Annotated in this window: 16 protein-coding genes and 1 tRNA gene; 7 read left to right on the top strand and 10 right to left on the bottom strand. The window is 67.4% G+C overall.

All coding sequences use genetic code 11. From position 1 onward, the window contains the following. Position 1: 1 nt before the first annotated feature. The 5 genes from ABXH26_RS17275 to ABXH26_RS17255 form a co-directional block, all read right to left on the bottom strand. The gene (locus tag ABXH26_RS17275) at positions 2 to 508 is read right to left on the bottom strand and encodes a hypothetical protein (protein ID WP_353568349.1); all 507 of its coding nucleotides are present in this window, start codon (positions 506 to 508) and stop codon (positions 2 to 4) included. 144 nt (positions 509 to 652) lie between these two features. Then, complete coding sequence (locus ABXH26_RS17270) at positions 653 to 1,546, bottom strand: MBL fold metallo-hydrolase (RefSeq protein ID WP_353568348.1); 894 nt, start codon at positions 1,544 to 1,546, stop codon at positions 653 to 655. Next, the gene (locus ABXH26_RS17265) at positions 1,539 to 3,089 is read right to left on the bottom strand and encodes a thiamine pyrophosphate-binding protein (RefSeq protein WP_353568347.1); all 1,551 of its coding nucleotides are present in this window, start codon (positions 3,087 to 3,089) and stop codon (positions 1,539 to 1,541) included. Before ABXH26_RS17265 ends, ABXH26_RS17270 begins: the two co-directional genes overlap by 8 nt. A 180-nt stretch (positions 3,090 to 3,269) precedes the next feature. After that, positions 3,270 to 4,814: an excinuclease ABC subunit UvrC gene (locus tag ABXH26_RS17260; RefSeq protein ID WP_353568346.1), complete on the bottom strand. Its 1,545-nt coding sequence runs from the start codon at positions 4,812 to 4,814 to the stop codon at positions 3,270 to 3,272. A 165-nt stretch (positions 4,815 to 4,979) separates the two neighbouring features. Next, on the bottom strand, positions 4,980 to 6,185 hold the full coding sequence (locus ABXH26_RS17255) for a NupC/NupG family nucleoside CNT transporter (RefSeq protein ID WP_353568363.1): 1,206 nt from the start codon (positions 6,183 to 6,185) through the stop codon (positions 4,980 to 4,982). 142 nt (positions 6,186 to 6,327) lie between these two features. Between ABXH26_RS17255 and ABXH26_RS17250 the strand changes: the two genes are divergently transcribed. The 3 genes from ABXH26_RS17250 to ABXH26_RS17240 all read left to right on the top strand — a co-directional run bounded on the left by ABXH26_RS17250 (position 6,328) and on the right by ABXH26_RS17240 (position 7,754). After that, positions 6,328 to 6,972 (top strand): HAD-IA family hydrolase, encoded by a 645-nt coding sequence (locus ABXH26_RS17250; protein WP_353568345.1) that lies wholly within the window; start codon positions 6,328 to 6,330, stop codon positions 6,970 to 6,972. A gap of 114 nt (positions 6,973 to 7,086) precedes the next feature. Further along, positions 7,087 to 7,159: transfer RNA gene (locus tag ABXH26_RS17245), tRNA-Lys, on the top strand. A 301-nt stretch (positions 7,160 to 7,460) separates the two neighbouring features. Further along, positions 7,461 to 7,754: a hypothetical protein gene (locus ABXH26_RS17240; protein ID WP_353568344.1), complete on the top strand. Its 294-nt coding sequence runs from the start codon at positions 7,461 to 7,463 to the stop codon at positions 7,752 to 7,754. Positions 7,755 to 8,393: 639 nt separating this feature from the next. Here ABXH26_RS17240 and ABXH26_RS17235 read toward each other — a convergent pair. Continuing rightward, the gene (locus ABXH26_RS17235; protein WP_353568343.1) at positions 8,394 to 9,365 is read right to left on the bottom strand and encodes a S1/P1 nuclease; all 972 of its coding nucleotides are present in this window, start codon (positions 9,363 to 9,365) and stop codon (positions 8,394 to 8,396) included. Between the two features lie 141 nt (positions 9,366 to 9,506). On the opposite strand from ABXH26_RS17235, the gene ABXH26_RS17230 reads away from it, so the two are divergent. From ABXH26_RS17230 to ABXH26_RS17220, 3 genes are read left to right on the top strand one after another with little or no spacing between them, the layout of a single operon-like run. Continuing rightward, positions 9,507 to 10,388: a hypothetical protein gene (locus ABXH26_RS17230; RefSeq protein WP_353568342.1), complete on the top strand. Its 882-nt coding sequence runs from the start codon at positions 9,507 to 9,509 to the stop codon at positions 10,386 to 10,388. A 58-nt stretch (positions 10,389 to 10,446) separates the two neighbouring features. Next, positions 10,447 to 11,070, top strand: a complete 624-nt coding sequence (locus ABXH26_RS17225; RefSeq protein WP_353568341.1) for a PEP-CTERM sorting domain-containing protein — start codon at positions 10,447 to 10,449, stop codon at positions 11,068 to 11,070. Further along, positions 11,071 to 13,251 (top strand): tetratricopeptide repeat protein, encoded by a 2,181-nt coding sequence (locus ABXH26_RS17220; protein ID WP_353568340.1) that lies wholly within the window; start codon positions 11,071 to 11,073, stop codon positions 13,249 to 13,251. A gap of 14 nt (positions 13,252 to 13,265) precedes the next feature. On the opposite strand, the gene ABXH26_RS17215 is transcribed toward ABXH26_RS17220, so the two are convergent. Beyond that, a complete protein-coding gene (locus ABXH26_RS17215; RefSeq protein ID WP_353568339.1) occupies positions 13,266 to 13,748 on the bottom strand; it encodes a hypothetical protein in 483 nt (160 codons plus the stop codon). Positions 13,749 to 13,889: 141 nt separating this feature from the next. Here ABXH26_RS17215 and arsM point away from each other — a divergent pair, with 141 nt between their 5' ends. After that, complete coding sequence (gene arsM / locus ABXH26_RS17210) at positions 13,890 to 14,762, top strand: arsenite methyltransferase (protein ID WP_353568338.1); 873 nt, start codon at positions 13,890 to 13,892, stop codon at positions 14,760 to 14,762. 385 nt (positions 14,763 to 15,147) lie between these two features. Here arsM and ABXH26_RS17205 read toward each other — a convergent pair whose 3' ends face one another. The 3 genes from ABXH26_RS17205 to ABXH26_RS17195 form a co-directional block, all read right to left on the bottom strand. Next, a complete protein-coding gene (locus tag ABXH26_RS17205; RefSeq protein ID WP_353568337.1) occupies positions 15,148 to 16,455 on the bottom strand; it encodes a porin in 1,308 nt (435 codons plus the stop codon). A gap of 115 nt (positions 16,456 to 16,570) precedes the next feature. Then, positions 16,571 to 18,091, bottom strand: a complete 1,521-nt coding sequence (locus ABXH26_RS17200; protein ID WP_353568336.1) for a tetratricopeptide repeat protein — start codon at positions 18,089 to 18,091, stop codon at positions 16,571 to 16,573. Beyond that, a complete protein-coding gene (locus tag ABXH26_RS17195; RefSeq protein ID WP_353568335.1) occupies positions 18,088 to 18,741 on the bottom strand; it encodes an energy transducer TonB in 654 nt (217 codons plus the stop codon). The genes ABXH26_RS17200 and ABXH26_RS17195 overlap by 4 nt, the downstream gene beginning before the upstream one ends. Positions 18,742 to 18,748: the final 7 nt, after the last annotated feature.

The raw sequence follows: 18,748 nt of genomic DNA, 5'->3' as shown, positions 1-18,748 counted from the left end.
CTCAGGGGTAGACCCACTGGGTCCATCGAACCCGATGATCTCGGGTCCCGGCGCTGCCGTGCAGCACACCTGGACGGTGGGGTTTGAGGTCGAACGTCATCGAACACCCGTCGAAGGGCTCGGTGACCTCGAAGTCATAGGTGATGCGGTCGGCATTGACGCTCGCCCGCGCGGGCTCGGGAGTGATCCGCCCGATCAAGTGACGTTCCATGAACCGGCGGTCGATCCACACCCGCACCACTCCGCCCCGCGCTGCGTTCGCCCCCACATGCAGATGCAGCGAATTCGACGTCTGCATGTGCACGCAGCGGAAATACTCCGCCCGGACGAGGTCCGTCTTTTCCCCCGCGAGGCCCCTGCTGAAGAGGCCGGGGCCGAACAGCCCGCACACCGCGGCTACGATGCCGGCCACGATCAGCGCCCGCCCGATACGCTGCAGTTTCCAACTTCGGTGCTGGTGCGCGATATCCTGAGGCACGCCCTCAGGCCACGGCGTGGGCCGGTTCATACGGGAGGTTCTCGCACGTGCCGAGCCAGCGACCGCGCCGCCTTTCGAGGCCGGCGAGGCAGATGCAGCCTCCGCCTCCAAATGCAAGATGCATCCCGGGATGGGCAGATTGCCGCACCTCCCGGATCCACGACACCGCCTGCTTCAGTCCACCCTCCAGCTCTCCCCCACCTTGCCGGTGAAAAAGCCGTCCGTCCCCGTCTCGGCGAGCCGGATCGGCGGTTCGCCTAGCGGCTCGTCGGTCAGGCGGAAGGTGCCCCAGTGCATGCCCACCGCCCGGCGGCACTTGGTTTCCGCAAACACCACGGCCGCCTCCTCGGGAGTCATGTGCACCGGCTCCATGAACCAGCGCGGCGCGTAGGCCCCGATCGGGATCATGCCGAAATCCACCGGCCCCAGCCGCTCGCCGATCACCTTGAACAGGGGGCCGTAACCGCTGTCGCCCGCATGCCACAGCGACGCCCCGCCACCCTCCACCCGCCAGCCGCAGCAGATCCCCCGCCCGCGATCGAAGGGCGTCCTCGCGGTGAAATGCTGGACCGGGGTGGCCGTCACCCGGATGCCCGGAAAAAGCTCGTCGCTGGAGAACCACTCCTGCTCGCGGGTTTTCGGAAAGCCCTTTTTCCGCAGCCAGTCCGCGTGGCCGTCCGGGACCACGAACTCCACCTCCGGACCGATTCTCCGCAGGGTCGGCAGGTCGAGATGATCGTAGTGCGTGTGGGTCAAAAGCACGGCATCGACCCGGCCGATCTCTGCCAGCGGACAAGGCGGCGGCGCCAGGCGCTTCATCGACTTGAAAGGCAGCGGCGCGCAGTGGTCCGAGAAGACCGGATCGATCAAGATCCGCCGCCCGCATCCTTCCAGAAGAAACGCCGCATGCCCGAGCCAGCTCACGCGCCAGCCCGACTCCGGCAGGGCCGCGCGTTTCCACGGAACCACCTCCGCCGGCGTGTCCGGCGCATCGGATTTCGGCTCGTCCGGCCCCATGCCGAGCTTCCAGCGCAAGGCATCCAGCCAACTCGGGGCGCCATCAGTCATGCCACTGTCTCCAAAAGGCTTCCGTTTCCTCCGCCGAGGGCACCAGCTCGACAAGCAGGGTATCGCCCCCGGGGTCGAGCCCGTCGAAGTCGTCCTGAGAAGCGATCCGCAGGTAGCGCATCCCCCACATCCTCGCCCAGCCTTCGAGCGAAATCTCGTGCGGGTTGAGCATCAGTTCGCGGGCCCGTTCGTTCATCGCCGCCAGCCGTGGCACGCGGGAAAAGATCCGCCCGCCGCCGTTGTTCACGACCACCAGCACACGACCTTTTTTCACCACCTGCCCGAGCATCGCCGGGGCCGCCAGGTCATAGAGCGCGGTCAGGTCGCCGACCACGCACCACGCGTCCTCGCGGGCAGCGGTCCAGCCGAGCCAGGTCGAGATCTGACCGTCGATCCCGTTCGCCCCGCGGTTCGCGCGGACCTCGGCGATCGGCTGCTCCCACTGCGCGAACAGGTTCCACTCGCGGACCGGCAGGCTGTTGCCGAGGAACAGGCCGTTGCCCAGCGCCACATAGTGCGAGAGCGTCCGCAGCAAGCCGGGCTCGCTCTCCGGATAAGCTTCGAGCAGCTCGTCGATCTCCGCCGCGGCGCGGGAATTCCTGGAAAGATAGTCGAAGGCATCGCCGGCCTCCTCGATATCGCCCAATGCCCGGATCACGCGGCCGACCGGCCCGACCGTGGTGTGCGACTCACGCGCCAGCCCGGGCCAGCCGCTCGAAGTGATGTTCCAGACCTCCGTGTCCGGCAGGTTTTCAAGGTCGCGCCAGAATCGTCCGCTCGGCACCGCCCCGAGACGCAGGATTTTTCCCGGCGGTTGTTGTTTTAAAATCCGGTCCGGATCGGCGAGCGCCAGCGGCCCCAGCGCCTCGCGCAGCCCGCTGGTCGCCTCGACCACCAGCGGCGCCTTCAGATCGAGCGCGAAATGATAGACGTCCTCCCGATCGTCCGGCTCCAACTCGCCGATCATCACCACCAGCCCGCGATAGAGTTCGTCCTTCAACCAGCGCGCCAACCCGGAGGTCGCCAGCCGCGGCCAGCTCACCTCGTTCTTCAGCGTCTCATGGCTGAGCGTAAACTCGCCGACCTCGAACTCCTCCTCCAGCTCCACGTTCACATGCCACGGCGAGCGGCGATCCCACACGCCCCAGTTCCCGCTGCCGGCGTAGCCGCCGAAAATCCCCGGCTGCACGATGGACTGCGGCGCCCCGCTGTCGCGAAACGCCGCCGGCCGGTCGGCCGTGAGCAGCACCAGCGGCCGGCCCTGGTAGCGCGCCTCGATCGCCGCCGGCAGCAACTCCGCCACCGCCGTGCCGCTGGTGGTCACCACCGCGCAGGGCTCGCCGTGCATCGTCCGTCCCAGCGCGAAAAACCCGGCCGCGCGCTCCTCAAAGTGCCGCCGAAGGGTCACGTGGCCCTTTTCCTCCGCCTGGGCCAGCACCTCGACCAGCACCGCATTGCGCGCCCCCGCGCACATCACGAACTCGCGCACTCCATTCCGGATGCACGCCCGAACCGTTTCCACCGCCGTTTCCCAACTCGTCACGGCGGGACGGTAGCAAGCAGCGCCCCCAAGTGGAGCGCCGATTATGAAATCGGCATCGCCTCGGCTTGGGGGCCTGGAGAGTCTCGATAGGGTGCCTCGAAGCTGCGGGGCACTCTAGCGAGAGATCGCCGACTCCTCCGGCAAGGCCATGCCGATTTCATCATCGGCGCTCCTTTGCTCCTACGCCAGCCACTCCAGGATCGCCTCGGCGCTCTTTTCGGAGATGCCCGGAATGGCGGCAATCTCACCCACGCTCGCCTTGCGGATGCGCGCGACGCTGCCGAACTTCGCCAGCAGGGCCTGCTTGCGTTTCGGCGAGACCGCCGGGCAGTCGTCGAGGGCGCTTTCCTTCATCCGGCGGCGCAGCAGCAACTCGTTGTAGCCGTTGGCGAAACGGTGGGCCTCGTCGCGGATGCGCTGCAAAAGCTTCAGCGCGCCGCGCTCGTGGGAGATCACGATCGGGTCGCTTTTTCCCGGCACGAAGACCTCCTCCCGCTGCTTCGCCAAGCCGATCACCGGCAGCTCGTGCAGCCCGAGCTGCCGCAGCTCCCTGACCGCCGAAGAGAGCTGGCCTTTGCCGCCATCGACGATCACCAGGTCCGGCAGGACGATCCTCGCCCGGCCCTCCTTCGCGAGGCGGCGCTGGATTTCCACCACATCCTCCTGCGATTCCGCCAAATCCGGCGCGGCGTCCGAGTTTTCCTTCAAAATCCGCGCGTACCTTCGCCGGATCACCTCGGCCATCGAAGCGAAGTCGTCCTGCCCGGCGACCGTGCGGATGCGGTAGCGACGGTAGTTCTGGTTGTCCGGCCGGCCCTCGGTGAAGCGCACCATCGAGGCCACGATGTGGTTCGACGAGACGTTCGAGATGTCGAAGCACTCCATCACCCGCGGCGGACCGGCGAGGCCGAGTTCCTCGCCCAGCTCGGCGAGGTCTTCGGTCGGCTTGACGGTCGTCGGCACGCCGCGACCGCGGGTGAACTGGCGGGTCGGATTGAGCGTCTTCTTGAGGTTGTCGAGGACGTCGCGCAACAAGGCCGCCTTTTCGAAATCGAGCCGCTCGGCCGCCTTGCCCATGGCCAGCTCGATCTCGTCGAAGATCTCGCGGCGGCCTTTTCCCGACAGCACCTCGCAGGCCTCGTCGACCCGCTTCATGTAGTCCTCGCGCGTGATGCGGCCGACGCACGGTGCGGTGCAGTTGCGGATCACGTCGGCATTGCAGTGCTTGTAGGCGACCTCATCCGGCTCCCGCGGCCGGCAGACGCGCAGGCCGAATCTGCGGTTCACCCAGGAAAGCGTGGCCCGCAGGGCGCCGGAGTGGGCGAAGGGGCCGAAGTAGCGCGAGCCATCGTCGCGCTTCAGCCGCGTCAACACGAAGCGCGGCCACGGCTCGTTGGGGTCGAGCTTGACCAGGAGGAAGCGTTTGTCATCGCGGAACGACACGTTGTAGCGCGGCCGGTAGTCCTTGATCAGCTTGCCCTCGAGCAGCAGCGCCTCGGCCTCGTTGCGGACGGTGTGGATCTCGAAATCCACGATGGTGTCGATCAGCGCACGCGTTTTCAGGTCGGCCCGGGTTTTCCGCGAGGCCATGAAGTACGACGACACCCGTTTTTTCAGGTCACGCGCCTTGCCGACGTAGATGATCGAGCCCAGCCGGTCCTTCATCAGATAGACCCCGGGCTTGTGCGGCACCTCCCGCAGCTTCGCTTTCAAATCCACCGCCATGCGCGTGCGCCAAGAGACTCGGGGAAACGGCGGGCGGCAAGGGAGTTTGGCGCAGGATACGCGGGATGAGCGGGATGATGTTTTTCGTTTTCAAAAACCCAACTCCCCCATCCGGTCCATCCTTCCCATCAAATCCATCCTGCGACTCTTCCCCGGAAGCCCGCCTCACCCGACATAGCAGAGCCCCGCGATGGCCGCGCTCATGAGATTGGAAAAGGTGCCGGCCATCACCGCGAGCAGGCCGAAGCGGGCGATCTCCGCCCGCCGCGAGGGCGCCATGCCGCCGAGGCCGCCGAGCAGGATGGCGATCGATGACAGGTTGGCGAAACCACACAGCGCGACGGTCACGATCGCCCTCGTGCGACCACTCATCGCGTCCTTCCAGTCGTGGAACTGCACGTAGGCGACGAACTCGTTGAGCACGAGCTTCTGGCCGATCAGCGAGCCGCCCTGCGAGGCCTCTTTCCACGGGATCCCGATCAGCCACGCCACCGGCGAGAACAGCCAGCCGAGGAAGCCTTCCAGACTCCAGTCGTGCTGGCCGAACCAGCCGCCGATGCCGCCGAGGATCAGGTTGATCAGCGCGATCAGGCCGATGAAGGCGAGCAGCATCGCGCCGACGTTCAAGGCCAGCTTCATGCCATCGGACGCGCCGGCCGCGGCAGCGTCGAACACGTTCGCCGGGCGGTCCTCGCTCCAGTCGAGCGCGCCCTCGTGCGGCTCCTCGGTTTCCGGGACCAGTAGCTTCGCAAACAGCAGCCCGCCCGGTGCCGCCATGAACGAGGCCGCGATGAGGTGCTTCAGCTCCGCGCCCAAGCCCGCATAGCCGGCCAACACCGAGCCGGCGACGCTGGCCAGCCCGCCGCACATCACGGCGAAGAGTTCCGACTTGGTCATCCGCTCGATGTAGGGCTTCACCACCAGCGGGGCTTCGGTTTGACCCACGAAAATATTGGCCGCCGCGCTGAGCGACTCGGTCCGGCTGGTGCCGAGCAGTTTTCTCAGGCCACCGCCGAGCACCGCGATGATCCGCTGCATGAGGCCGAGGTGGTAAAGCACCGCGATCAGCGAGGAAAAGAAGATGATCACCGGCAGCACGCGGAAGGCGAACACGAAGCCGATCCCGCCTCCGCCCGTGGCCAGCGAGCCGAAGAGGAACTCGATCCCGGTCTGCCCCGCCGCGATCACCGCCGCCACCTTTTCCGAGATCCATTCCAACGCCGCCCGCCCCCACGGCACCCGGAAGACCAAAATACCCATCCCCAACTGCAGCGCGAAGGCCAGCCCGACCGTCCGCCAGCGGATCGCCTTGCGCGCCCGCGACATCCCCCATGCGAACCCTAACAAAACCAGCATGCCGAGCACCGCCATATCACCCCGGTCTAGCGGTTCCCGGACCATCCGGCCAGAAACGAGTTCCTGGGGGGATCGCCACAAAACTCACAGGAGTCACAAAATGGAGTGAATCGGAAACCTTGTGCTTTTTGTGTCCTTTGTGGCCATTTCGTTTCCCGTGATCCGCGCCCTGCTCCTCGATGCCGCCGGCACTCTGATCGACCTCGCCGAGCCCGTCGGTGAAGTCTATGCCCGCATTCTTTCCCGCCACGGCATCGAGCTCCCCGCCGCCGAACTCGAGCGGCGCTTCCGCCGCAGCTTCGCGACCCTGCCGCCGCCCGACTTCGCCCGCGCCCCCACCGGCGACGAGGCCGAGCGCGCCTGGTGGCGGAGCTTGGTCGAGACCGCCCTCGACCGACCGCTCGCCGACGACGCCTTCGCGGCGCTCTTCGACCACTACGCGCAGCCCGAGGCATGGACCGTTTTCCCCGAGGTCGCCGAGGTGCTGGAAAGGGCCCGCACGCTCGGCTGGAAGCTGGCGGTCGTCTCGAACTTCGACCGCCGCCTGCACGCCATCCTCGCCGGCCACGGCCTCGCCGGGCATTTCGAGGCGATCATTTCCTCCGCCGACGCCGCTGCGCGGAAACCCGAGCCCGCCATTTTCCACCACGCCCTGCGACAGCTCGGCGTCGCCCCGGAACAGGCCCTGCACGCCGGCGATTCCCTCCCGCTCGATGTCGAAGCCGCCGTCTCCTGCGGCATCCGCGCCATCCACATCGACCGCCCTCTCACCACCCTCCGGGCGGTTTTCGAGGGTTCGTAGCGCGGCCTTCAGGCCGTTACGGTGGTAGGGCTCCCCGGTCCCGGCGGCGAAAAAGGTATTGCCAAAGCCTCCCTGGCTACCTACCCCCTCGGCCCGCCTTCGGGCAGGAACAAAGCGCGGATAGCTCAGTTGGTAGAGCACTCGGCTTTTAACCGATTGGTCCCGGGTTCGAGTCCCGGTCCGCGTACTTCTTTTGACTTACCGTTCCTCGCGGCGACCGAGCGAACCATCTCGTCAAAAACCAAAGCGCTTCTGGTGCAGCCACCGACTCATGGCTCCCGCGAAGTAACGACCATTCGCCGCGAAGAGAAGCAGACGGATGTGAATATTGGATGTCACCTCTTGCTCGTCGCATTCAAACGACGCTACGAAGCCTCCATCGTAGTCAGCGGCAAAGAGGAACCTCCCGACCCAGCGCCAAAGGCGGCTTAAGCAGCCCGGCGATTTCGGAAATTCGGCCGCGGGGGCGCGATTGGAGCTGCTGAGCGATGATCCGACTGCCCGACCACCCGTCCGACCCGGACGACGAGCTACGTCGCCTGGCGATTCCGCTGCACAGCCGGCTTGTGAAGCTTTTCGACTGCCTCGCGATCGTCGCGACGGCCGGCACGGTGGTATCGGCGATCACCCTGTGGCAGGAAGGATCGAAACCCGGCATCCACGGGTGGATCGGGAAGGCCCTGCTCGCCTGCTGCAGCATCGCGGTGACGAGCTGGCTGATTTCCCTCGGAATCTCCACATTTCTCCGCCTGCGGGCGGAGTCCCGCCGTGATCTGAGCTGAGCGCCACGTCGCGGGCGGCGGCGGAGAAACGAAAAGGGCCCCGGCGCTCTCGACTGGGGGGATGGAGAGGGCCGGGGCCTTTCGGGGGAACCGGCTTGGGGGAGCCGGGGGCTGGGGGAGGAGCTTCTCTTGCTCGGCGGGAGAATGTCACTTTTCTGCAATCCCGCAATCCCCGCAAGTGGGGGGACAGCCGGGATGCGTAGATCCCCCGAAGGCGATTCTGAAGGCGCGGGGCGAAAAGCCCGATTGGGACACCACCGGGGGCTTGCGGACTTGGTCCGCAAGCTCACGGTCGTGAATTACGGAAGCTTGCTGTCGGTATGACCTGGGGGGGTGATCCGCAGCGCGAGCCGCCTTTTTTTGGGGCGGCCCTTCCGGTGATTTGCGAGGGGTGCCCGGCTTCTGGGGGAAGCTGGGTGCCCCTTTTTTTTGTGCGGGAGGTTACCCGGCCCCCATCCACCCTTGGGGGCGAATGAACGGGAACCGAGATCCGGACGGGGGATCTCCGGGTCACCCAAACACACGTTGTGACGAACCCGAGTCTGACTGAATCCGCCCCGGGCGCCACTACGCCTTCCGGGACACGCGTTCGCGAGGGAGCCGGGGTTTCACGACGCAGCTCCCGCCCGCCGGTCCGCCTCATGCGCCCGGCAGTTCGTCCGGCCAGATCGCCTTCAACAGCAGGGCCAGCCGGTAGCCGGCCTTCGGCAGCTCGAGCTCGACGATGTCCCGCGCGCGCGCTTCGTAGCCGTCCGGCAGCGTGACGACCCACTCGTAGTGCTCCTCGGGCCGCCGCTCGGTGGCGGGGATCAGGAACCGCTCGTGCAGCTCAATGCCCGCGAAGCACTTCGGGGAAAACGCCAGCGTGTCATCGGCCCATTGTTCCGGCCAGGTCTCGATGGGGCCGGAGGGGTTCCAAGCCGCCTGCACCGGAGACCGTTTCATGAGGGCACCCGGCAGGTCGTCGGTGCCGAGGTGCTCGCCGGCCTTGGCCACGGCGATGACGTCCCAGTAGGCGTGGAGCCGCATGCCTTCGCGATCGCCGAGGTGGAAATCGTTGCCACCGGCATCGTCCTGGCCCTGGCGGCCGGCGATGGGATCGACGAATTCGTTTTCCCCGGAAACGTAGCTGCAGCCGACGTGCAGAGGCTGGTGGAGATCGCCCACGAGATGGGCGACGAGGCGCAGCGCGGTGCGTTTGTCGATGCCCAGCGGGTTGCCGCGCTGGTTGGCGGGCGTGCGCAGGACCTCGATGGCGATCTTGAGCGTTTGGATGATGTCGTCCGGCCGCGTGCCGGCCATGCCCAGGCGGTAGGCTCCCTGCTGGAAGGGCACGTCGCAGTAGTGATAGGTGCCGTGCTGCGGGTGGGCCTCCACGTAGGCCGCACCCTCGGGGTCGAGCGTTTCGACCGGTGCCTTGATGCGGTCGGCCCAGGTGGCGGCGGTGGCCAGGGTCTCGCCCTCCGCCAGCAGCGCACGGGCTTCCGCCAGCGCGCGGGTGCCCTCCAGCTCGCGCTCGGCGATGGCACCGACGGTTTCGTGGCCGAGGTCATCGTACGCAGTGAGCGGGACGGCGAGGAAAAGGAAGGCGGCAAGGGCGCGGAGTTTCATGAAGGACGGCGGGAGCAGAACGAATGCCCGACGGCGGGCCGAACGCAAGGGCCCGGCCCTACGGGAAAAGCCGCAGGCCCGGCGGGCAGCGGGCGCGATTCCGGCTGGCCCGAGCGGCCCGTCCCCGCGAGCCTTGCCGCCATGACGGCCATGATTTCCCCGCCGGTGAGCTGCCGGCCGGCCTCCCAGCCGGAAACGGAGCGCCTGAGGCGGCTGTTCCCGCTCGGCCGGTCGCGAGCGCCGACCTGCTCGGTGGTGGCGGTGGCCGGCAGCGAACAGGCACTCATCGGCCATGCGACGCTGGTCCGCCGCGAGCGCGACAGGGACGATGCCTTCGTCCTGCTTCAGACCCGGGGCGGCGAGGCCGACCTGACGGACCGGCTGCTGGCGGAGGCGATCGTGGTGGCCCGCGCCTGCGGGCTGACCGCGCTATCCACCTTCGACAGCTTCCCCGAGCACGCCGAGGCCGCCGCGCCCTTCCTGCGGGCCGGGTTTTCCGCCGCCGAGTGGATCATCGAAGCCAGCGTCCGCATGGCGGAGGCCGAGGCGCGGGCGCGGCGGGTGCTCGAGCGCTTCCAGCGACGCGGCGGCATCCCGGAGGGCCTGGATTTCACCGACCTGACCCGCCGCGAACTGTGGCCCGCGGTGCGGAAAAAGGTCCACGACGAGCGCTTGATGGATGCCGGCCGGTTCGACGATGCGGTCGCGGGCCGCGGCAGCCAGCCGCTCGATCGGGAATCGTCCGCGATCATCGCCGACGGCTCCGAGCTGCTCGGCATCCACCTGGCCAGCCGGGTGCCGGGCGGGCTCCACATCCCGGTGCGCTGGGTTCATGAAAACCATCGCCACGGCTGGCTCAACGCCGCCCTGATGATCATGACCGGCGACCGTTGCGGCTGCCCGCCCGAGGCTCCCATCTCGCTGGGTTTCCACACCGCCATCCACTCCGAGACGGCTCGCTACGCGCACCGCATGGGAGCGCGGATCACGAGCGTGAAACAAAGGCTCCGCATAACTTTGTGAGCCGGCGTTTCATCTTGTCGAAACATCGGTGGCAGCCTTTGGATCACCGATCTCTTCGATGAAACCGTCCTTCAAGATCCTCGGCCTCCTCGCGGGAGGAACCGCCACCACCGCCTCCGGAGCCGTCATTTCCGCCAACTTCAACGGCGGATTTGTCGTTGATCCGGACCTGGCCAACTCGCCCTCCACGCTGCCGACGATCCCGATCTTCCTGGATCCCCAGGCCGGCGTGGTGGAGGCCTACCTCACGACCGGCAGCCAGTCGAACTACACCCTGACGCCTGCCGACAAGGAGGGTAAAAGCGGCACGACCCCCGGCACCATCGTCACCCAGGCCAATCTGGCCGGCGACGGCTCCACTCTGGTGAGCACCAACGAGCTGATGCTGGGCGCCACCATGGACGGCTCCGTGGCGACCACCGCCTCCCCGGTACCCATCCCCACCAGCCTGACCGGCACGCCACGGTATCTGGGCGTCGAGATCGAGGATGGGGCGGACTCCTACTACGGCTGGGTCGGCTTTGAAATCGGCGCCAATGGCGATGTGTCCGTCCTCAGCGCCGCCTTGGAAACCACGCCCAACACCGCAATCCAGGTCGTGCCGGAGCCTTCGGGCCTCGCCCTGCTGGCGCTCGGATCGGCGGGGCTGGTGTCGCGCCGCCGCCGCCGCGAGCCTGCGTAAGTGGAGCAGCTGCTGTTCATCCACCTTTCCGGCCTCACCGGGGCCGACCTCAGCGCCCGCCTGGACTCAGGCGGGCTTGCTGCGTTCACGCGGCTCGTCGGGGCCGGCGCGGCCGGGCCGCTGCGTCGTGCCGGCGAGCCGGCTGCCGCGGCGACCGCGGTCTCGCTCGGCACCGGTCGCCATGCCGGCGTCCACGGCGTGATGGGCTCGATGGTCCCGGATCCCACCCTGCCCTACCCACGGCTGGCCGGGCGGCACGACCGCCGCTGCCCCTATTTTTGGGAAATCCTGGCCGCCGCCGGGGTGCCCGTACTGGCCGTCAACTGGCCGGCCTCGGCCCGCCAGCCGGGGCTGGACGCGATCCCGCCGGACTTCGCCGACGCCCGGTTCGTCCAGCCGCCCGCGGACTTGGCCGCCCGCTGGCACGAGCTGATCGTCCGGCCCGACGAGATCGACGCCGCCTCCCTGGGCCATTTTCTCCCGCACCCTCCGCAGCCCTTGGTGCTGGCTTCCGAGCTGGCCGCCCAGGCCAGCCGCCACGCCGTCGTCACCTCGGCGCTCGAGTCGGGCGGGTTCCGCGGGATCGCGCTCCACGAGCCGTTCCCGGCCGCCGCCGCGAGGTGCGGGGTGGCCGCGGAAAAAACCTGGGACTACCTCGATCTCCTGCTCGCCCGGCTCCAAGAATTGGCCGGCGGAAACTGGACGCTGGTCATTGCCGCCACACCTCCGCCCGGCGCGGACGGCCACGGTTTCCTGCTCGCCCGCGGACCGGGAATCGCGGCCGATGGCCTGCTGCCCCTGGCCGGCGTGCTCGATCTCGCGCCGAGCCTGCTCACCCGGTTTGGCCTGGCGCCGCTGGCCTCGGACGGCCAACTGATTCGCGGTCTGGTGCCGCCGGCTCTGCCCCGCCAAAGCGCGCCGAGCCCGCCCGCCGCCACCACCCGCCCGGTCGCGACCTTCACCGGCCGCGACCGCACCCTCGGGCTGCTCCGTGCGCTCGAAGGCCTGCCCGCTCCCGACGCACCGGCCACCGACGAATGGCAGCACCGCCGCGGCCTTGCGCTCAAGCTTTCCGGCGACCTGCCGGGCGCCCACCGCGACCTCTCCGATCTCTTCCGGCGGCAGCCCGAACAGCCCGGCCTGTTGCTGGAACTCGTCGAGGTCGAGTTCCACCTCGGCTGGCATCAGCGAGCCGAGGAGCACCTGCGGCTGGCCGACCTGCTGCTGCCGGGCAGCGAGCTGCCAAAGACCCTGCTCGCCCGGCTGTGGGCGGAAACCGGCCGCCGCGACGAAGCGCTGTCCCTCCTCGGTGAACTTCCGCCCCGTCCGGAAAAGCATGCGCTGCTCACCCTGCTCCGCCTCGGCCGGTGGGCCCAGGTGATTTCCTGCGAGGGCGTCCAACCCTGGATGCAGGCCCGCGCCCTGCTCGGCCTGCGCGACTTCCCCGGCGCGGAATCGATGGCCCGCGAAGCACTCGCGCACGATCCCTTCCACGCGCTTTCCCACGAGCTGCTCGGCATCGCCCTCACCCGCCAGGCGCGGACCACGGAAGCCGCCGCGGCCCTGCGGAACGCCATCCACCTCGAGCCCGCCCGCCACACCGCCCGTGTCCGGCTTTTCCGGCTCCTCCGCGATCCGGCCTTGAAGCCCGATGTCCGCCGTCCGCGAATGATGGCCCGCCACCCCGAGCCCCCTCCCCACCCGGCACCGTCGGGGCCGGAGGCTCCCACCTGGCGCCCCGCCGATTGCCAATGCCCCCCGCGGCTCGTCCGGGCTTTGGTCGCCCCTCCCGGCCACCTCCGCGATGGCTGGCGATCCGCTCTGGAAACCGCCGGCCTCCAAGCCGCCCACCGTCCGGATCCCTCACCTTCTGCCGAGGACCTGGCGGCGAACGCGGAATGCATCCAGGTAATCCCGACTCTTGCCGTCGCCGCGTTGCCGCCGATCCACTCCTACCGGCTGCTGCTCGTCCTGCCGGAAAACGCGGGCTCTTTCCTCGCCGAGCACCGTGCCCCGGCAGGTTTGGCTCCCTTTCTCCTCCGCCACTTCGCCGGCCTCCTGCCGCAGCCGCTGCCCGCGAACTTCGAAGTCCTGCAAATCCACGGTCCTCCTGCCGGTGCGGACGCCATCCGGCAGGCCATCGGTTTCCTCACCGGCCGCGATGGCGGCTCGGGGTGGTGATGCGTCCGTCCCGCTCAGGGAAAACGTTTTGCCGTCGCCTTGTCCTCCATCCACACCGTGGATTCCTTCTTCCCCAGCTGGCCGCGGACCACGTAGGTCGCGTTCGCCTTCGGGGTGAAATGGAACTTCGCCGTGGCGTGCTTGGAAACATTGCCGCCCAGGCTGTAGAGCAGGGCCGGCCCGTCCGCCGCGAAGCGATCACCGCCACTGAGCTCGACCTCCAGCGGGCTGCCTGCCGGCACGGTCACCGCCGAGTCCCCCATCATCACCACCGGGCCGCCGCCATACGGTGTCTGCATCGGCGAGGTCAGCACCACTTTGCCATCGATCTTCGCCACCTGGTAGACCGATGACTTGAAGGCATCGTGCGCCTTCCCGGTGTTGACGATGGTCGCCGTGGGCCCCGAGTAGTTCTTGGGGAGCTGATAGTACTGCACGCAGCTCGGGAACACGCTGGCGACCACACCCAGCCCGGCTGAAAGAAAGGCTCTCTTCATCGACATTTCAACGCACTTTCTAACATTAGCCCCAAATGGCAAGAGCCATCTCGATCAATACCGGCTGGTCGCTCGGATAAGCGCGGATTTTCCCAAGCCGGGCCTATCCGCCATCCCGGATTCGTGGCATTTTTCTTCCCCATGAACCGCGAAGATCCCCAGGAGCGCCGCAAGCGCGTGTCGCTCGACTACGCCTCGGCCGTGCGGCGGCCTCCCCACTCGTGCTGCGGCCAGCCGCCCGTGCCGAAGGGCGTGGTGGCCAAGCTGGCCGACTACGATTTCCGCGACATGGCCGGGCTGCCCGCCGAGGCCGTCGCCAACTCGTTCGGCTGCGGCAACCCCCTCGCCTTCTCGTCGGTCGCCGAAGGCCAGGTCGTGCTCGACCTCGGCTCCGGAGCCGGCATCGATCTGCTGTTGGCGGCGAAGAAAGTCGGTCCGAGCGGCCGCGTGATCGGCGTCGACATGACCGAGGCCATGATTTCCAAGGCCCGCGAAAACATCGCCGAAGCCGGCCTGATCAACGCCGAGGTCCGGCAGGGCCTCATCGAGGCGCTGCCGGTCGAGGACGCCAGCGTCGACTGGGTCATCTCGAACTGCGTGATCAACCTTTCGCCCGAGAAGCACCAGGTGTTCGCCGAGATCGCCCGCGTGCTCAGGCCCGGCGGCCACATGCTCGTCTCCGACATCGTGGCCGAACAACTCCCCGCCGAGCTGTCCGGAAACGCGCGGCTCCACTCCTGCTGCCTCGCCGGCGCCATCCCGGAAAACGCCTACCTGGAGGGCCTGCGCGCGGCCGGGCTGGTCGAGGTCGAAGTGCTCGATCGGCTTGTTTACGACCAAGCCCAGATCGAGGCCTTCATCGGCCACGAACTCGTCGATCCCGCCGCCTGCGGCGGCGATGAAACCCAGCTCGCCCGGACCTGGGCCCCGCGACTGGTCGGCAAGATCGCCAGCGCCCGCATCCGCGCGCGCAAGCCGGCTCACTCCGCGATCGCGCCTGCGGTCATCGCGTGATGGCGCATCAAGCAAGCGGCTGCCATGCTCTCAACCGTCAGCAGCGAGATCGCCAAAGGCCCGCCGCCCGGCCGGCCGAAAACGATCACGCCGCGCTTCTAGCACAGCACACACACTAGGGAAAAAACGGGCGGCCCTCCCAGGGCCGCCCCTTTTTACGTCTGCTCGGAGGCGCTTTCCCGCCCCCTGTCATCGCGTGATGTTTCCCCGATCCGCCTGATGGCAGTCTCCCAAGGTCAGCAGCGCGAATGCTGAAGCCCGCCGGGAGCGGGCGAAGGCCATCGCGCGGAAGCACATCACACACACCGTCCCACAGGAAATGGGTGGCCCATGAGTTCCGGGGGGAACTTGAGGGCCGCCCCTTTCTTTGCCGGCGGGATTTTCCTCAGAAGGAAATGCGCGCCGCCGAGTGCCAGATCCAGGCATCGGTGTCGAAGCCGGCCCCGCCCTGGTCCTTCATGATCGCGTATTCGAGACCGTTCAGCCACACCAGCTTGTCCTGGTAGAAGTGGGCGTTGGCACCGAGGTAAAAGGAGTGGAACTCGTCGCCGACGAACAACGGGCTGGTATCGTAGAGCGGGTCGCCGCCGACGCCGAGCGTGCCCACCAGGCCGCCGGGCGCGTCGGTGTCCGCGTAATGGTAGCGGCCGACGAGTTGCAGGCGCTCGGGCAGGATCCAGTAGCTCGGCAGCAGGGTCATGCCCCACGCGTTGAGGTCGCCGTTGGCCAGCAGGAAGTCGCCTTCGAAGCCGAAACGGTCGCCCTCCAGCTCGACGCCCGTGGAGAACAGGTGCCGGAAGGCGGGGTTCGACACCGGCCCTTGTGGACCGTTGACCGCCGTCAGCCCGCCCACATCGTAGCGCGGCAATGAACTGCTCTTCCGGTGGTCCATGTTGTTGATGTAGTCGGCGTGCCAGCGGGTGCGCATCACCCCGCCGCCTTCGATCCGCTCGTCCGCGGTGTAGGCCAACCCGGCGGCGATGAAGCCGTTGCCCTGGAAGCCGGGGAGGTAGCGGTCGTTGTCGCCCGAGAACCAGCCGAGGTGCCATTCCCAGGCATCGATTTTCTGGGAAACGGAAGCGCCCAGCGTGCTGGCCGGCATCAGCATCGAAGTCAGCAGCGAACGATCCGGCGTGAGCAGCTCCTGCGGGTCTTTCGAGCCTTCAATCCCGAAGTGCGGGCGGAACTTTCCATAGTCCACCGCGAAGTCGCGCGGCAGCTCGGTGCGACCCTTGAGGCGCTCGATGCGTTGGAACTCGGAATCGCCGGCGAACTCGCCCACGGCCTCGATCTCGGTGTTGCCGAAGATCTTCATGCGGGTCCCGAGGCGGGCGCGGCGGACGCGGTTGGTGTCGAGGTCGTAGTTGCCGGCGCCCTCGACCTCGGCCTCGCCCCACGCGGCGCCGTATTCGAAGAAGCCCATGATCGCGAGCTGTTGGATCCACGGGTTGGCCTCGTTGTCGTAGAGCACGGCGCGGGACCAGATCGGGTCGAGCACCGGGTTCGGCGTCCACTCCTTCTCCACGAACACGGCGGGCTTTTCCTCCTCGGCCGCAGCCTGCTCACCCTCCGCGAGCGGTGGCAGCGCCACGTCGTCGACCTTCTTGTTGCCCTCGAGGATGTCGAGCGCGTCGTTGGCGGAAGCAACTACGATGCATGCCGTAACACAGGCGAGGATGAGCGGGAGTTTCATGAAAAACAAAGGTTGAGGTTTAAAACCGCAGATGGACGCGGATGAACGCAGATCATGATTTCTGATTGCCTTTCTTCTGCGTCCATCGGCGTTCATCTGCGGTAAAGATTGTATTTTATTGCTTGGCCTTCTCTTTGGCCTCGCGGTCGGCGGCTTCGCGCTCCTCACGCTGGCGCTCGCGGTCGGCGGCGCGGCGGACCTTGCTGACGTAGGACTTCAAGTTGTCGCTCGGCTTCATCTCCCCGGCCTTTTCGAGATAAGGCAAGGCGTCGGTGTACTGCAGCTCGCGCGTCAGGAGCTGGCCCAGCGCGAGGTTGGCCCCGTAGCCGACATCGCCCTCGCGCCCTGCGGCGATCTGAAGGCGGGTCTTGGCCTCGCTGAGGTATTCGCGCTTCTTGTCCTCGTCGTCGGCGTTCTTGGCGAGCGTGTCGTAGTGCTTGCCGAGCTCCAGCAACACCTCGCCGTTGGCGGGATCGCGGGCAAGGAGGTCCTCCAGCAGCGCGCCGACGCGTTCCAGGTTGCCAGCGGCGCGGGCGATCTGGACTTCGATGAGATCCACCTTCACCCGCTCCTCGGCCGAGAGCTCCGATCCGGCCTTGGCACGCACGCGGTCGACATAGGACGCGGCCTTTTCCGGATAGCCGTAGTCGTTGAGGATCTTCGCCGACTTCAGGGCGGTCTCGATGTTAAGGCTGCTGGATTTTTCCAAGGCCGCGAGATAAGCGAACAGCGCCAGCTGCGGCTCGTTCTGGTCCATGTAAAGGTTGCCGAGCAGGTTGAGTTCACTTTCCCCGGCGAGGCCCTTCATGCGCAGGATCTCGAGGTTCACCGCGGCATCCATCTTCCGCTCCTGGGCGAGCAGCGCGTTGGTCTGCTGCAGCCACAGCTGCGGGTCTTCCGGGAACTCCTCGACGAGGTTGCCGAGCAGCGTGGTGGCCTCCTCGTACTTCTCCTGCTGCAGCAGCGCCTGGGCGAGGCCCAGCTTCCAGTCCTTCGAGGCGGGATCGAGGAGATAGGCCTGGCGATACGCGTTCTCGGCGGCCAGCGGCTTCTGCTTGAGCAGGTAGCAGTAGCCGAGCAGGCCGAAGACGCGCGGGTTGCCCTCGCCCAGCGAGATCGCCTCCTGGAAGTGGTTCATCGCCTTGTCATAGTCCTCCTTGGAAATGTAGAGATAGCCGAGGTTGACGTGGGCGCGGCGGAAGTTCGGGAATCGCCGCAGGGCCTCGAGAAAGGCCCGCCGTGCCTCATCGGCGCGGTCGGCGGAGAAGTAGAGGTTTCCGAGCACGAACACCATCGCGGCGCTGATCTCGCGCGGCTGCTTCTCGGGGTCGGTCGGGGCTTCGGTTTCCTTGATGAAACGGACCAGCTCGTCCTCGGCCTCGTTGAACTTCGATTTCTCGAACAGCTCCTGGATTTTCACCAGCACGCGGCTCTCATCGGCGGTGACCTTGGGCTCGATCTCGGAGTTAAATCCATAACTGCCCACGAACTCGCGCACGAACTGCGGGTCGCGGAAAAGATTCGAGGGCGGGATGATCTTTTCGCCGAAGGCAGGCATCGCCACCCCGATCAAGGCAAGCACGCCCAGCCACCATCTGCGTCCATCTGCGTTCATCTGCGGTTTCAAACTCTTCATCGCTTCACTTCAAAGTTGAACGGCACCAGGGCCGTGGCCTGGGTCTTGCGGCCGCCGCTGACGGCGGGACGGAATTTCCATTTGCGCACCGCCTTGAGCGCGGCGTCGTCGAGCTCGCGGTTGCCGGAGGAAGTCCGCACCTTGGCTCCGGCCACCCTGCCATCGGCGGTCACCGTGACGGCCACGATCACCTTGCCGCCGATGCCCTTGCTGAGCAGGCGGCTGGGGTAGACGGGCTGGGACTTGGTCACCGGCTGCGGCGGACTGTCGAGATCGCCGCTGCCGAAAGGATCGTCGCCCCCGCCGAGCGCGAACTTCGGGATCTCCACCACGAAGCCGCCGCCGGTGCCGACCGTGAGGTCGCCGAGGTCGAGCCCGAGGTCGAGGTTGGCCGGCTCGTCGAGCGGTTCCTCGGGCGGAGTCTCCTCGACCTCCTCGGGCGGCTCTTCAAGCTCCACCGAAAAGTCCTCCGGCGGCTCCACCGCCACCTCGGGCATCGGCGCCACGGGAGGGGAGAGCGTTTCCGAAAGGTGCTGGGAAAGCGGGATGGCCACGAACACGGCGAGGGTCGCGATGACGCCCCCGAGGATCGCGAAGATCCCGGTGAAGCGCCCGCGCGGGGGCCGGTAAACGTGGAGCTTCCTCGCCATCTACGAT

It is taken from the genome of Haloferula sargassicola (assembly GCF_040362925.1).
Taxonomy (GTDB): Bacteria; Verrucomicrobiota; Verrucomicrobiia; order Verrucomicrobiales; family Akkermansiaceae; genus Haloferula; species Haloferula sargassicola.
The sequence above is the reverse complement of the archived record's forward strand: the minus strand, read 5'-3'. Positions and strand labels throughout refer to the sequence as shown.

Bases quoted from the DNA above. Each gene is read 5' to 3' on its own strand.
- ABXH26_RS17200 (WP_353568336.1), bottom strand. From the start codon at position 18,091: ATGAAGAGTTTGAAACCGCAGATGAACGCAGATGGACGCAGATGGTGG.
- arsM (WP_353568338.1), top strand. From the start codon at position 13,890: ATGAACCGCGAAGATCCCCAGGAGCGCCGCAAGCGCGTGTCGCTCGAC.
- ABXH26_RS17215 (WP_353568339.1), bottom strand. From the start codon at position 13,748: ATGAAGAGAGCCTTTCTTTCAGCCGGGCTGGGTGTGGTCGCCAGCGTG.
- ABXH26_RS17230 (WP_353568342.1), top strand. From the start codon at position 9,507: ATGACGGCCATGATTTCCCCGCCGGTGAGCTGCCGGCCGGCCTCCCAG.
- ABXH26_RS17270 (WP_353568348.1), bottom strand. From the start codon at position 1,546: ATGACTGATGGCGCCCCGAGTTGGCTGGATGCCTTGCGCTGGAAGCTC.
- ABXH26_RS17225 (WP_353568341.1), top strand. From the start codon at position 10,447: ATGAAACCGTCCTTCAAGATCCTCGGCCTCCTCGCGGGAGGAACCGCC.
- ABXH26_RS17205 (WP_353568337.1), bottom strand. From the start codon at position 16,455: ATGAAACTCCCGCTCATCCTCGCCTGTGTTACGGCATGCATCGTAGTT.
- ABXH26_RS17240 (WP_353568344.1), top strand. From the start codon at position 7,461: ATGATCCGACTGCCCGACCACCCGTCCGACCCGGACGACGAGCTACGT.
- ABXH26_RS17275 (WP_353568349.1), bottom strand. From the start codon at position 508: ATGAACCGGCCCACGCCGTGGCCTGAGGGCGTGCCTCAGGATATCGCG.
- ABXH26_RS17260 (WP_353568346.1), bottom strand. From the start codon at position 4,814: ATGGCGGTGGATTTGAAAGCGAAGCTGCGGGAGGTGCCGCACAAGCCC.
- ABXH26_RS17195 (WP_353568335.1), bottom strand. From the start codon at position 18,741: ATGGCGAGGAAGCTCCACGTTTACCGGCCCCCGCGCGGGCGCTTCACC.
- ABXH26_RS17255 (WP_353568363.1), bottom strand. From the start codon at position 6,185: ATGGCGGTGCTCGGCATGCTGGTTTTGTTAGGGTTCGCATGGGGGATG.
- ABXH26_RS17235 (WP_353568343.1), bottom strand. From the start codon at position 9,365: ATGAAACTCCGCGCCCTTGCCGCCTTCCTTTTCCTCGCCGTCCCGCTC.